13 protein-coding genes and 1 tRNA gene are annotated in these 14,229 nt (G+C 39.1%); 9 read left to right on the top strand and 5 right to left on the bottom strand.

The window, feature by feature from the left end; all coding sequences use genetic code 11:
* Nucleotides 1–69 precede the first annotated feature (69 nt).
* Both sufC and sufD read left to right on the top strand, forming a co-directional pair.
* Nucleotides 70–828, top strand: a complete 759-nt coding sequence (sufC, locus tag JKG64_RS18235) for a Fe-S cluster assembly ATPase SufC (protein WP_210355696.1) — start codon at nucleotides 70–72, stop codon at nucleotides 826–828.
* Nucleotides 829–928: 100 nt separating this feature from the next.
* Nucleotides 929–2,236 carry a Fe-S cluster assembly protein SufD gene (gene sufD / locus JKG64_RS18230; protein ID WP_210355695.1) on the top strand — a complete coding sequence of 436 codons (1,308 nt, stop codon included), beginning with the start codon at nucleotides 929–931 and terminating at the stop codon, nucleotides 2,234–2,236.
* 73 nt (nucleotides 2,237–2,309) lie between these two features.
* On the opposite strand, the gene JKG64_RS18225 is transcribed toward sufD, so the two are convergent.
* The 3 genes from JKG64_RS18225 to JKG64_RS18215 all read right to left on the bottom strand — a co-directional run bounded on the left by JKG64_RS18225 (nucleotide 2,310) and on the right by JKG64_RS18215 (nucleotide 5,123).
* Nucleotides 2,310–3,290, bottom strand: coding sequence for an energy transducer TonB (locus tag JKG64_RS18225; protein ID WP_210355694.1), 981 nt, complete (start codon nucleotides 3,288–3,290; stop codon nucleotides 2,310–2,312).
* Between the two features lie 151 nt (nucleotides 3,291–3,441).
* A tRNA-Gly gene (locus tag JKG64_RS18220) sits at nucleotides 3,442–3,514 on the bottom strand.
* 61 nt (nucleotides 3,515–3,575) lie between these two features.
* Complete coding sequence (locus JKG64_RS18215; RefSeq protein WP_210355693.1) at nucleotides 3,576–5,123, bottom strand: NAD(P)/FAD-dependent oxidoreductase; 1,548 nt, start codon at nucleotides 5,121–5,123, stop codon at nucleotides 3,576–3,578.
* A gap of 301 nt (nucleotides 5,124–5,424) precedes the next feature.
* On the opposite strand from JKG64_RS18215, the gene JKG64_RS18210 reads away from it, so the two are divergent.
* From JKG64_RS18210 to JKG64_RS23210, 7 genes are all read left to right on the top strand, one after another.
* On the top strand, nucleotides 5,425–6,003 hold the full coding sequence (locus JKG64_RS18210; RefSeq protein WP_210355692.1) for a LemA family protein: 579 nt from the start codon (nucleotides 5,425–5,427) through the stop codon (nucleotides 6,001–6,003).
* 94 nt (nucleotides 6,004–6,097) lie between these two features.
* Nucleotides 6,098–6,532, top strand: coding sequence for a TPM domain-containing protein (locus JKG64_RS18205; RefSeq protein WP_210355691.1), 435 nt, complete (start codon nucleotides 6,098–6,100; stop codon nucleotides 6,530–6,532).
* Between the two features lie 127 nt (nucleotides 6,533–6,659).
* Nucleotides 6,660–7,487: a TPM domain-containing protein gene (locus JKG64_RS18200; protein WP_210355690.1), complete on the top strand. Its 828-nt coding sequence runs from the start codon at nucleotides 6,660–6,662 to the stop codon at nucleotides 7,485–7,487.
* Nucleotides 7,488–7,534: 47 nt separating this feature from the next.
* Nucleotides 7,535–8,659 carry a TlpA disulfide reductase family protein gene (locus JKG64_RS18195; RefSeq protein WP_210355689.1) on the top strand — a complete coding sequence of 375 codons (1,125 nt, stop codon included), beginning with the start codon at nucleotides 7,535–7,537 and terminating at the stop codon, nucleotides 8,657–8,659.
* A gap of 531 nt (nucleotides 8,660–9,190) precedes the next feature.
* A complete protein-coding gene (locus JKG64_RS18190) occupies nucleotides 9,191–9,331 on the top strand; it encodes a hypothetical protein (RefSeq protein ID WP_210355688.1) in 141 nt (46 codons plus the stop codon).
* Nucleotides 9,332–9,350: 19 nt separating this feature from the next.
* Entirely contained in the window at nucleotides 9,351–9,521 is a 171-nt protein-coding gene (locus tag JKG64_RS18185; RefSeq protein ID WP_210355687.1) for a class IIb bacteriocin, lactobin A/cerein 7B family, read from the top strand.
* A 40-nt stretch (nucleotides 9,522–9,561) separates the two neighbouring features.
* Nucleotides 9,562–9,693, top strand: coding sequence for a hypothetical protein (locus tag JKG64_RS23210; protein WP_262897780.1), 132 nt, complete (start codon nucleotides 9,562–9,564; stop codon nucleotides 9,691–9,693).
* A gap of 530 nt (nucleotides 9,694–10,223) precedes the next feature.
* On the opposite strand, the gene mfd is transcribed toward JKG64_RS23210, so the two are convergent.
* Together mfd and JKG64_RS18175 are read right to left on the bottom strand one after the other, a co-directional pair.
* A complete protein-coding gene (gene mfd / locus JKG64_RS18180; RefSeq protein ID WP_210355686.1) occupies nucleotides 10,224–13,559 on the bottom strand; it encodes a transcription-repair coupling factor in 3,336 nt (1,111 codons plus the stop codon).
* A gap of 42 nt (nucleotides 13,560–13,601) precedes the next feature.
* Nucleotides 13,602–14,153, bottom strand: a complete 552-nt coding sequence (locus JKG64_RS18175) for a hypothetical protein (protein ID WP_210355685.1) — start codon at nucleotides 14,151–14,153, stop codon at nucleotides 13,602–13,604.
* Between the last annotated feature and the right edge of the window lie 76 nt (nucleotides 14,154–14,229).

Raw genomic sequence — 14,229 nt, 5'->3', positions numbered from 1 at the left:
GATAAGTTTAAAAATAAAAATTGAGCGGGAGATTTAGTTACTCAATACTCAATACTCAATACTAAGATAATGTTAAGCATTAAAAATTTACATGCGTCTATCGAAGACAAACAAATATTAAAAGGATTAAATCTAGAGGTAAAACCAGGTGAAGTTCATGCTATTATGGGCCCTAACGGTGCTGGAAAGAGTACTTTAGGAAATGTATTAGCAGGAAGAGACTCTTACGAGGTGACGGATGGTGAAGCGACCCTGGATGGTGTTGATTTATTGGATTTGTCTCCAGAGGATAGAGCTCGTGAAGGTTTGTTTTTGGCATTTCAATACCCTGTAGAAATACCAGGTGTATCTAACATCAACTTCTTGAAAACTGCGGTAAATGATATCCGCGAGTACAAGGGCTTACCTCCGATGGAAGCAAAGGAGTTCTTGAAAACAGTTAAAGAAAAACAACAGTTAGTTGAATTTTCTGCTAATCTAGCGAATCGTTCTTTAAATGAAGGGTTTTCTGGAGGTGAGAAGAAACGTAACGAAATTTTCCAACTGGCTATGTTGAATCCTAAATTATCTATTTTGGATGAGACAGATTCAGGTTTGGATATTGATGCTTTACGTATTGTCGCAAACGGGGTGAATCAATTGCGCTCAAAGGATAATGCATTTGTAGTAATTACGCACTACCAACGCTTGTTGGATTATATCGTTCCTGATTTTGTACATGTATTGTACAATGGACGCATCGTCAAGACTGGAACGAAAGAGTTGGCATTGGAGTTGGAAGAAAAAGGATACGATTGGCTTAAAGAATTGGATACACAAGAAGGCTAATCGGAATATATAAGAGGGCATTGAATATTGGTTCTGCCCATTTACAAAAAATAAACCTGCTTCCACAGAATTATTAAGAGGCGGGTTGATAAGAGATAACATGAGTACTATAGTAGCAAATTCTTTATTCGAACAGTTAGCTTCTGCTTTTCAAGAGCTGGAGTCAACTAATGAACCTTCATCGTTAAAAGATATACGGCAAGAGGCCTTTACTCAATTTGAGCAACAGGGTTTTCCTACGGTGAAGAATGAGGATTGGAAATATACAAATATCCATAGTCTGGTCAATAAGCCTTATTTATTGAATGAGGATGTGGATGTTTCAAATCTGGATTTAAGTCAGGCAGATATTCCTGGTTTGGATGCGCATCGTATTGTGTTGATTAATGGGCAATATGTGCTTGCTTTTTCTTCTTTAGAAGATGAGGTAGGTTTGACAGTCAAACCTATCGAGGAAGCTTCGGCAGAGGCTAATTTTCAAAAACACTTTGCACAGCATGCCGATAAAACCGGTAGTGCGGTCGTGGCTTTGAATACCGCTTTGCATACTTCTGGACTTTATCTATCTGTAGGGAAGAGCAAGATTGTTTCTAAGCCTATTCAGATTGTCCATGTGGCAACGGGAAGCAGTGATTTCTTTGCGCAGACTAGAAACCTTTACGTAGTGGAGGCAAATGCAGAAGTTGAAATTATTGAATCATTTATTACTTTAGATGGTGCCGCAAAAAACCTGCAGAATAAAGTAACAGAGATTGTATTGGACGAAAATGCCAAGGTGCAACATTATTATTTGCAACTTGCTTCTGCTGTTGGCGCTTATATAAATCACACGGAGATCTATCAATCAAAGTATAGTCTTTATAACAATTATAATTGTAATTTCCCAGGAGCTTCTTTTGTGCGTAACGATATTAATGTTCGTTTGGATGCAGAGAATGTAGAGTCGCACCTTTACGGAATTAATTTGTTGGCAGACAAACAGCTGGTGGATAATCATACTGTTGTAGATCATATGAAACCACACTGTGAATCTTATGAGTGGTACAAAAACATTCCTCAAGACGAGTCTACTGCTGTCTTTAATGGGAAAATTTTTGTTCGTGAAGATGCCCAAAAAACAAACGCATTCCAACAAAATAACAATATGTTGATCGGTGACAAATCTACTGTCAATACAAAGCCTCAGTTAGAGATTTTTGCAGATGATGTAAAATGTTCGCACGGTTGTACAATGGGACAATTTGATGATGAGGCTCTTTTCTACCTAAGAGCTAGAGGTATTGGTGAGGAGTCGGCGCGTACGCTGTTAGTTCATGCATTCGCATTTGATGTGACTTCTAGATTCTCTAATGATGTCGTACGTGTCTACGTAGAGAATTTGGTAGCAAAAGGTTTAGATAAAAAATAATTAATAGTAGTGTAGTTTAATATTTAAAGCGTTCTTCGACTGAGTTGAAGAACGCTTTTTTATTGCTTTTTTGCTATAGTTTAGTAAGGTTTAGCCTCAGAGGAAGTGTAAAACCAACGGGTACAGTTACTCCACGTATTATCCCTGGTTTCCATTTTTTTGCGCTTTTTAATGTTTGAATAGCAGCCATACCTGTGCCATGGCCTATATCCTCTTTTACTTTTATATCTTTGATATTACCTTTTTCATCTACAGTGAAAACGATACGTACTGTGCCTGTTACACCGTGTGTGATTGCTTCTGTAGGATAACGATAGTTATCCGCTAGAAATTGTCTTAGTCTTTCTAGACCGCCGGGATATTCTGGTTCGATGATAAAGTTATTTTGATCATATTGGTAGGTTGTCCCGGTAGAGTCTGTTGTAATACCTGATATGAGTTTGCCTTCATTATAGATTTCCGTAAATGTATATCTTCCGTTGTTAAAAGAGCCACTCCAGTCATCTGTTCTCTTGTGATCTTTAAAGTGTCCTTTGGAGATAATATTTTTGTCCTCTATAACCTCAGCATAGCCGTTCCCGTTTGTAAGTAAGGTTTGACCTAAAGAATCTCTGTAGATTAGTATTAAGGTGTCAGTAACCGTTACCTTATTTGATTTATCCACTTGATATGGGTACCAAAAAGCTAATTTGAGTTTACCATCTTTATGATAATAGGCGGCCGTATCAATTAGTTGTCCATCATGGGCACGTTTTTCTTTCGATTTTAGTTTACCATTTTCGTGCAGTTCAATTTTGTCTCCGACATATTGTTTTCTATCTAGGTCATTGTATGCACCGTATAGTTTTAAACTGTCTGTTTTAGTAAAATATTCCTGGACAAAATAAGGCTCTCCTTTTTGGGAAGGAAAGTTAATAATGCGGACAAAATGAGATTTTTGTTCATCTTTTATTTCAGTTCCATCTTTCTCGTGAAATGTTTGGAAGGAAAATTGGGCTTGTGCAGATTGGGCTACTGATAGAAATATAAATAGTAAAATTATAATTTGATTCATACTTTAAGTTTTCCTCAAACATACGTAATTCAAATTTATATGCAAAATCGTAAATCTTTCATCCTGAGAATAAAATCGGTTATAAATTTTGTTGTTAAAATGGAGTAAGGTATTATAGAAAAAGGCTTCATCAATTTGATGAAGCCTTTTGAGCGAAAGACGAGATTCGAACTCGCGACCCCAACCTTGGCAAGGTTGTGCTCTACCAACTGAGCTACTTTCGCTTGTTTTGTGATACAAAAATAAGCTATTTTAGCATGCCTGTCAAGGGTAAAAATAAAATACTTATTGCAATTTGTGGATTGCATCAACACAGTTGATACCATCAATTGCGGCAGAGACAATTCCACCAGCGTAACCTGCTCCTTCTGCACAAGGATACAAACCTTTAATTTGCGTATGTTGTAAGGTTTCTCTATCTCTAGGGATTCGTATCGGTGATGAAGTGCGGGATTCTACACCGACCAATATCGCTTCATTGGTATAGTATCCTTTCATCTTTTTTCCGAATATTGGAAGTGCTCCACGTAAAGCTTGGTGTACAAAATCAGGAAGAACTTCGTTGAGGTCAACTGATTTTGTGCCTGGCATATATGAATTCTGAGGAAGGTCGTTCGAGATCTTATTTTGAACAAAATCTACCATTCGTTGCGCTGGAGCTACCAAGCGTCCTCCTCCTAGATTAAAAGCTTTTTGTTCCACTTGGCGTTGAAAATCCAATAGTGCAAAAGGATCATGAGCGGATGAAGGGACGTCTTCAAGGTTAATCTGTATGACTGTTCCCGAATTTGCAGTAGGGTTATTTCTCTTAGAGGGGGACCAGCCATTTACTACAATTTCGTTAGGCTCAGTCGAACAGGGAGCTATGATACCTCCGGGGCACATGCAGAATGAAAATACCCCTCTTCCATTGACCTGCTCGACTAGGCTATAATATGCCGGAGGCAGGTTTTCATGACGCGTACTACAATGGTATTGTGCTTGGTCTATAATCGCTTGCGGATGTTCTATCCGTACGCCCAATGCAAAAGGTTTGGCTTCCAGGTGCCAATTGTTTGCTCGGAATAACTCATAAATATCTCTCGCAGAATGGCCTGTCGCTAAAATAATATATTTAGCTTCAAAACGTTTTCCATCGGTAGTTGTTACGGCAGTGACTTCGTCAAATTGGGTAAGTATATTGTCGACCTTGCTGTCAAAATGTATTTCTCCTCCCATTTCAAGGATACGTTCGCGCATATCCTCAATAATATGGGGCAGTTTATTGGTACCGATATGGGGACGTGCATCGACAAGAATATCCGCGTCGGCTCCATGTTCTACAAAGATAGAAAGCACTTTGTTTACATCTCCTCTTTTGTCTGATCGGGTGTATAATTTACCATCGGAATAGGTTCCTGCACCTCCCTCCCCATGACAATAATTGGAGTCGGGATTAACAACCCCCTCTCTGTTTATTTTCGCTAGATCTCTTCGGCGTTCCCGGACAGATTTTCCTCGTTCCAGAACTATGGGTTTGAGACCCACCTCTAAACAGCGGTATGCGGCAAACAGCCCGGCGGGACCTGCGCCGATAATAATAACAGGCTTGGCATCTTTGATATGCTGTAAATTAGACTTGAAATGTAGTGGTATCGGAGTTTCATCTATGAAATATACCACCCGTAGTCTATAGACCACTGTACGCGCTCTGGCGTCTATAGAGCGCTTGCGGACATGTATACCTTTAATCCGGTTACGGTCTACTTTTAATTTGGCGGCACCTTGTTGGATAATATAGTTTTCGTCGTGTATAAAATCCGGGCTTACAGCCAATTCAATCTCTTTCTGCATAGTGTGTTAAGTTGGGTTTTTATCCCACAATAAGTGCAAAAGTAACAATTTAGCAGATATATATCTATATTAAAAAGTTGGCATTAGCTTTGTCTGTCTAGTTTGAAATTAAAAAGTAATTTGTATTTTTAAAAAACTAGATTAAAGTTGTATAGGGTTTGAGGAGCTTAAACTTGTAAATGGGCAAATTATTGTTGAACAGCTTTAAGAACAGTAGAAAACAAATTATTCTGTTAAAAAAATGCATATCAGAGTACAGTCATGTACTTTGTGTGGCAAAAGAAATACAAATTAAAAACACATGAAAAGACTATTAATTGCAATTGTTGGATTGTTTACTGCGCTTTCTTTTAGTTCGTGCGGGTATAACACGATGGTGTCTAAGGACGAAAATGTTAAAGCTAAATGGGCGCAGGTAGAAAATGCGTATCAACGCCGTGCAGATTTGATTCCAAATTTAGTTTCGACTGTGAAAGGGGCCGCTCAACATGAGCAAGGAACATTGACTGCTGTGGTGGAGGCTAGAGCTAAGGCCACTTCGGTTAGCGTAAATCCAGAAAACCTGACAGAGGAATCCATTGCCGAGTTTCAAAAGACTCAGGACGCTTTGTCACAGTCTATCGGTCGTCTGTTGGTCAGCGTAGAGGCTTATCCTGATTTAAAAGCAAATCAGAGTTTTCAAGAGTTGCAGGCACAATTGGAAGGGACAGAAAACCGTATCTCTGTAGAGCGGAGAGCTTATAATGAAGCTGTACAGGATTATAATACAACGGTAAGAAGTTTTCCGAATAATATTATGGCTGGAATGTTTGGTTTCAAATCAAAAGGTACATTCCAGGCTACAGAAGGGGCTGATAAAGCACCAACAGTATCTTTCTAGGGTGTTGTTAAAATTATTTATACTTAAAAAGGAGAGATGGGTATTGGTGTCCAGTATTCATCTTTCTTTTTTATAGACTTTAAATCGGCATAGTATGTCTATCTTAAATACAGAGGAGCAGGAACGAATAGCACACGCGGTCAGTGTTGCCGAAAATCGAACTTCGGGAGAGATCCGCATTGTTATTGAGAACGTGGTGGGTGATGTTGCTGTGCTGGATAAGGCTTCGCAATATTTTGAGGAGTTGGATATGCACAAGACCTCGCTTAGAAATGGGGTATTGATTTATTTGGCAGTCGTGGATCATCAATTTGCTATTATAGGCGATATTGGTATCAATAATCGTGTAGGTGATGATTTTTGGGAAACTACCAAAGAGAAAATGTTGGTTTATTTTAGAACCGGGAATTTTTTTGGTGGGCTGGTTGAAGGGATACATGAGGCAGGAGAACAGTTGCATCGTTTCTTTCCAAGACAAGAGGACGACATCAACGAATTGCCGAATGAGGTTTATTTTGGAAGGAATTAACCATGTATATCTTCGGGAAATTTCCTGCTTTTAATAGCCTTAACAATAGGGCAATAAACATGTCTAATCTCTTTCCGATATTTCTCTTAATTAGAGAAGAATATAAATACTCAAAAAAACTATTTCAATGAAAAATGTCAGGAAAATCTTCTATTCGTTGATTTTAAAAATGGTTATTTTGCCTGCACTGATGCTTGCCTGTGTATCGGTAGCAGTTGGGCAGGATTTTCCTGCTGTATCAAAAACGCTGGTTACTGATTATACAAATACGTTGACTTCGTCTGAGATCCAGGCGTTGGAACGTAAACTTGTAGCATTTGAGGATAGCAGTTCTACACAGATAGCGGTAGTATTGGTCAATTCTACAGATGGTTACGATGTCGCTGATTATGCCGTTCGTCTAGCTCAAAAATGGGGAGTAGGAAGTAAAAAATATAATAATGGTATAATGGTATTGGCTGCCATAGGGGATCGTGCTGTTACGATTCAAACAGGTTATGGTATAGAGGGAGCGTTGCCGGATGCTATTGCCTATCGAATTATCGAAAATGATATCAAGCCGGCTTTTCGTTCGGGAGATTATTACGGTGGATTGAACAATGCGACCAGCTCTATTATCTCCTATACCAAAGGTGAATATAAAGCCGAACCTAAAGCTTCTTCCGAATCGGAAGGAGGCCGTGTAGGCGGTGTGGTTGTCATCATTATTATTTTTATTATTATTTCTTTGATCTCCAAAGGAGGAGGTGGGCGTAATAAAGGAAAACGGGTAATCGATGGTAAGGGATCTTCTGATCTTTTCTGGTGGATGTTGTTAAGTGGATTAGGTGGCTCGAGGGGTGGCTCTGATAGAGATGGTGGTTTTGGAGGAGGCTTCGGCGGTGGTGGAGGCGGTGGCTTCGGAGGATTTGGTGGCGGCGGTTTTGGTGGCGGTGGTGCTAGTGGCCGATGGTAAAGCCGAAAATGATTACGGTAAGTTAGTTAAATATAGATATGATGAAGATGAAGAAAATGTTAATGTGTAGTATTGCGGTGCTTCCTACGCTTATTTTTGCTCAAGAAGAATATACCATAAAGGGTAAAATCGGAAATCTTAATGCTCCTGCTAAGGTGTATATGCAGTATAGAGACAATGGTCAGGAAAAACTTGACTCTGCCTCTTTTTCAAATGGAGAATTTAAGTTCAATGGTGTTGTCAATGAACCATTGCAAGCTTATTTGATATTGTCCCCGGAAGGTAAGGCGCTCCGTCAGCTCCAAGCTCCGGATTTTGGCTCTTTGTATCTTTCTAAAGGAGTAATATCTGTCGTTGGGAATACCTTGAAAGAAGCAAAAGTATCTGGTAATTCCATCAACGAGGAATTTGCAAAGTATCAAATAGCAGGTAAAGAATTGTCGGTAGCTATGGATGCTTTGAATAGCGAATTTTATGCTGCTACTGATGAGCAGAAAGGTGATGAAGCATTTATTGCCTCCCTACAGGAACGAGCACAGGAAATTTATAAAAAACAGGAAGGGATTGATAATGAATATATCAAAGCGAATCCCAATAGTTATGTAACGCTTACGCTTTTAGATGAAAAAATAAGCCCTGAGAATGTACTTGAGTTGGAAGTAAACTTTAAGGCATTATCTCCAGCATTAAAAGCTACAACAAAAGGTAAAAGCGTGAGTGCTAAAATTGAGTCCATGCGCAAATTGGCTGTAGGAATGCCTGCGCCTGATTTTACATTACCTGATCCCGAAGGAAATGAGATTGCGCTTTCTTCACTGAAAGGACAATATGTACTTGTTGATTTTTGGGCATCGTGGTGTGGCCCGTGCCGTCATGAAAACCCTTATGTAGTCGCCGCTTATAACAAATTTAAAGATAAGGGATTTACGGTGTTTGGTGTATCCCTGGACAATCCAGGAAAGAAGGACGCTTGGGTAGCCGCTATTGAGGAAGATAAGTTGGGACAATGGAAACATGTGTCCGACCTGAAAGGATGGAAGTCAATTGTGGTAGAACTGTATGCCATTAGTGGTATTCCACAAAACTACTTGTTGGATAGAGATGGTAAAATAGTTGCATCCAATTTACGTGGAGAGGCTTTAGAGGCTAAGTTGGCGGAGTTACTGAAGTAGTATTCCTTAATCTAAAAAAGCGGGGTTTAATAGCGATATTAAACCCCGTTTCTATTTAGTTGTTTTCTTCCTCGCTTACAGTTATAATCCTGTTCACGGCAATCCCAAATGTCGATAGATTACTGGCAGAGCTAGCTGCACCACCTGATTACAATTGTTTGTCTCAGTTCTATTTCTAAGAATTTGAGTATACCGATAAAAATATTTTTACACTGCTTTTTTTGAGCATTGAACCAATGGATCTTTGATATAGAAATTAAGGATAAAGGAAATATGGTTTCAATTAAGATAGATAATAAAGGAAACGTTTTGGATAAGCAACCAATCCTAACTGTCGTGCCTGTTGACGGTTGTGTCTTTGGTCCGGTTGATGGCTCTTTGGAGACTGTATTTCCTAAGGGGTTGATTGACTTGAAAAAAATAAAAAATAAAATATCAATGCTTTTTTTGTGCATTGTCAGAAAATAATTTTGAGTAAGAAAATAAGGTAGAGTACAACAGAATAAATAGTAGTTATTAAGAATGAATAGTATGGAAAATTTAACAGCAAAAGAACTTTTAGAGATACAGGGTGGTGTTAGTTTGGCAGGGAGCTATATCACTTTCGATATCCTGTTGGAGAGTACTGGTAGAGGAGGAGGGTATACTGTGAAGGTAAATCAGAAAATTTAAACAATTTATATATAGAAAAATGATGAATTTAAAATTAAATGATCTTGGCGTCCAAGAGTTGGACTCGCAAGAAATGAAAATGGTTGATGGTGGTATCTGGCCAACAGTATTAGGAGGTTTGTTGCTTTACGGTATTGTAAGTGCAATCGAAAATCCAAGAGAATTTCGTGATGGTCTATTAGGAAGATAATTAAATGATACTTGAAATGGAAAATTTAAATGAACAAGAAATGATCGACTGCAACGGTGGTGATGCAGGATCAAAAGCCGGAGCTAAATTATTTGGCCGTGCAGTAGGAATCGCAATTGGAGGGCCGATTGCATTAGCTTACTATACTGGTTGTGATATGGGCTGGTGGTAAGACACGATAAAAGGGCTGAACCATTTTTGGTTCGGTCCTTTTTATTTTTTAATATTGAAGTATCATAGGAAGACGTATGAATTTTGATGTTTATTTTTATAAAAAATGGCATACGTATCTAATCGTTTTGCTAACGGGGTTTTATGCTTTTAATAGGCATTTCCTACGCCCTTACATTCGGGTTGAGTATCCTGACTGGACGGTTGTAAGGGTAATATTGAATTCATTGCCCAATTTTTTGGGTTCCATTATATTGTATGTTTTTATTACAAGAATTCTGAAAGGGTATAATGGACTAAATGCGTCTTTATTTATTGTCGTATATTCAGTTTTGCATGAAGCGGTAAATGTATGGTTGGACAAAATAACATTTGATTGGAATGACATTGTGGCGAGTATACTGGCTGTTGTCCTTTCAGCCCTGATAGATGTTTGTTTTTTAAAGAAAACAGAAGTATCGAGCAAATAGATACCCAATCCTTCTGTTTTATCTTAAACCGTTTTAAAGGCAGAACCTTTCTCTCTTTTACTTATATCATTTCTTTTAGAAGATTAAGAGCATAGTCAATGGTATTGATGTTGCTCAAAGCTATTCTTAGCTGGCCCTTCACTTCTTTTAAATTACTGATACTTGGATGCTTTTGTACAAAGGCCAATACTTTGCCAAATTGATTTGATTCAAAATAGGTAGATTTCGGGCTATTTACGAAATAGCCCTTGAGTGTTTGTTTTTTAAATGAAATCTTTTCAAATCCAATCTCTTTACCCAGCCATTGTAATCGAAGTGTATTAAATAGTTCGAATACCGGTTCTGGAATCGCGCCGAACCTATCTTCCAGTTCTTGTTCAAATGCACGCAGTTGCGTTTCATTTTCTAGCTTAGCAATCTCATTGTATAGATTGTAGCGCTCACCTATGTTGGTGACATATTCGTCTGGAATCAATACTTCTAGATCGGTGTCGATCTGGGTAAAGGTGACGTATTTTTTGTTTTGTTCGTCAGCGAAAAGATCACCAAACTCATCATCTTTAAGTTCTTGTACGGCTTCGTCCAAAATCTTATTATACATTTCAAATCCTATCTCTGCGATAAAACCAGATTGTTCGGCCCCCAATAGATTTCCAGACCCACGGATGTCTAAATCACGCATTGCGACGTTAAAGCCTGAGCCGAGTTCAGAAAACTCTTCGATAGCAGAAAGACGTTTGTAAGCTTCCGGAGTGAGTGTTGATAACGGCGGACTGAGTAGGTAACAGAAAGCCTTTTTATTAGAACGTCCTACACGGCCACGCATCTGATGTAGATCGCTGAGCCCAAACATATGGGCGTGGTTGATGATAATTGTGTTGGCATTTGGAATATCCAAACCGGCTTCGATAATAGTCGTAGCGACTAAGACATCAAAGTCGTGATTGATAAACCTTAACATGACATCTTCAAGGTCATCACCTTCTAACTGACCGTGTGCAACGCCTACCCGAGCTCCCGGTACTAAGTTTTGAATCATAGATCCAAGTTGTTTGAGGTCTGCTACCCGATTGTGGATAAAGAATACCTGACCTCCCCGTTCCAATTCAAAAGCAACAGCTTCTTTGATGAGTGTTTCGTTGAATACATGCAATTCGGTCTGTACCGGCTGGCGGTTCGGCGGAGGCGTAGAGATGATACTTAGATCTCTAGCTCCCATGAGTGAGAAATGTAACGTGCGCGGTATTGGTGTCGCTGTTAATGTCAAAGAGTCCACATTAGCGCGCATGACTTTTAACTTCTCCTTAACGGAGACGCCAAATTTTTGCTCCTCATCAATGATCATTAAGCCAAGGTCTTTGAATTTGACATCTTTGCTCACCAGACGGTGTGTACCTATAATAATGTCGATTTTCCCTTCTTCTAGCTTTTTGAGGGTTTCCTTTATCTGTTTTGTTGTTTTGAAACGGTTGATATAGTCGATGTTTGCAGGTAATCCCTTTAATCGTTCGGAGAATGTGCGGAAGTGTTGCAGGGCAAGAATTGTTGTCGGTACGAGGACTGCGACCTGCTTACTGTCGGCAACCGCTTTGAATGCCGCTCGAATGGCTACCTCTGTCTTTCCAAACCCAACATCTCCACAGACCAGACGATCCATTGGATGAGGCGATTCCATATCACGTTTGACATCTGCAGTGGATTTTTCTTGGTCTGGTGTATCTTCGTAGATAAAAGATGCCTCAAGTTCTTTTTGCAGGTAGGTGTCCGGGCTGAACGCATTTCCTGTCTGTGCCTTACGTTTTGCGTAGAGCTTGATGAGATCCCGAGCTATATCTTTAACTTTTTTCTTAGTCGTTTTCTTTAATTTGTCCCAGGTATCCGTTCCCAGCTTATTCATCTTTGGAACGGTTCCTTCCTTGCCTGAATACTTTGAAATCCGATTTAAAGAGTTGATGTTGACATAGAGCAAATCATTGTCTGCATAGATCAAGCGGATCATTTCTTGGGTCTTTCCGTTTACATCTACCTTCTCCAGACCCGCATACTTTCCGACACCATGATCGATATGGGTGATGTAATCTCCAGGTTTTAAATCCCTCAGTTCTTTTAGTGTAATCGCCTGAGAACGTTCGTATCCCTTTTTTCGCTTGTACTTATAGTATCGGTCAAATATTTGATGATCGGTATAACATGCGAGCTTGATATGGTCATCACGAAAGCCTTCACGCAGGGCTTTGTAGATCGGTGTAAAAGAGACAGTCTTATCCAAGTCGTCGAGGATGGCATAGATTCGTTCGACCTGTTTGGGCGAGTCGGAAAAGATTAAATTACTGATCTTCTTCGATTCATTTTCCTTTAGATTGTGTATCAGTAGGTTGAAGTCCTTGTTGAATGAAGGTTGTGGATGTGTGTCAAACTGTATTGTGTGGTCGGCCTTAAAGAAAAACTGTTTACCAAACTCCACATTTGGGAATTCGAAAAGGAGCGCGCTGAAATTTTTATCGTCGGTAAATGTAAATCTAGGATCTAGCCATTCGGGGTTGTTTTTTACATCTGCCTCCGATAGTGCTTTCCAAAACTGAGAGGCTGTTTTATATCCATTGGAGATAATATCCAACGTGAATTGTACATCTTTAATCCATACTACAGCCTCCTTATCAATATATTCGAGTAGTGATATATGGTTGTTGGTCAAAAATTTTGCTTGGACATTGGGTACAATAGTTACCGTGTGTATTTTATTGACAGAAAGCTGAGACTCGATATCGAATGTTCGAATACTTTCTATTTCATCACCAAAGAATTCGATCCGATAAGGGAGATCGTTTGAGAAAGAAAAAATATCCACGATTCCGCCCCGGATTGCAAATTGTCCGGGCTCGTATACAAAATCCACACGTTCAAAATCATATTCGTAAAGAAACTCATTGATAAAGTCAATCCCGAGTTTGGTATTTTGGGTAATGGGAAGCGTGTTTTTTTCTAAATCACTTCGATTGATTACTTTTTCGGCTATGGCTTCGGGGTAGGTGACTACAATTTTGGGGAGTCCCGTACCACGGTTTAGTGAACTAAGGGTTTCTGCCCTTTGTAGTACGTGGGCGCTATCTGTTTGTGTAAACTCAAAAGCTTTTCGGTAAGAGGCAGGGAAAAATAAGATTTGCTGGTCGAATAGACTTTCCAAATCGCTGAGGAAATAAGACGCTTCTTCGTGTGTAGGTAAAATAAATACATAAGGCCTTTCTGCTAAGGTATAAGCCGCTGTGACGACCATGGCATCTGAGGAGCCTATCAACCCTTTGAGGTGAATTTTTGGGCTTTTTTGCTGTAAGTTTTTTACGAGTGAAGTTATTTGCTCCGTATTTGTGTATTTTGATAAAATTTCTTGAATCCCCACTTGAGTAACAATTTTTGGTAAAATTAGTAATTTTTAACAGCTTTAAGACTTTACTAAATCCAGTCTTTCCTTTATTTCCTCTACGAGAGACACGTTCTCCTGAAGGTCAAATTGTAGATCTTCATGTAGAGCTGCAATATTGTTTAGTGTTGTTTTAATCCGTGCATTGATATACTTGTGCAGTTTTTCGGCGACTTGAAGATGACTCGCTTCATATAGTTTGGGATACATCCGATAAGGTTGTGTCAGTATATACAATCTGCATTCGGCTGTGCTGAACTTGTCCTTGGTCACTTTTTCATGCTCATTGATCAAGCCACTGGCTTGGCGCAGTAGGTTGTTAATTGTTTTGTAGTTAGAAAAGATAGGCGTGTTTGATACTTTTTGTCTGGTATCCTGCAATAGATTCTCGAGTTTGGCCTTTAAATCTTCAATCCTATTTTCAAGATCATACTCGTTTTCTAAAAGTTGATAGTGTAATTGCTTTAAGAGCATCTTATCCTTGCCGATGAGTCGTATCAGTAGCTTATCTTTCTCTTTTTGAGAAAGATTGAGTACTGCTGATTTAAGTTCGGGATCTTTATGTAGAGACATGATGTAAATTTAAGGATTGTAATTGGATTTAACTTGTCCAAATTTTCTCTCTTAAGGGATCAGTGGTCTATAGTTG

Source organism: Sphingobacterium tabacisoli, assembly GCF_017908035.1.
Taxonomy (GTDB): Bacteria; Bacteroidota; Bacteroidia; order Sphingobacteriales; family Sphingobacteriaceae; genus Sphingobacterium; species Sphingobacterium tabacisoli.
This window is presented reverse-complemented; position numbering and strand designations above follow the sequence as displayed.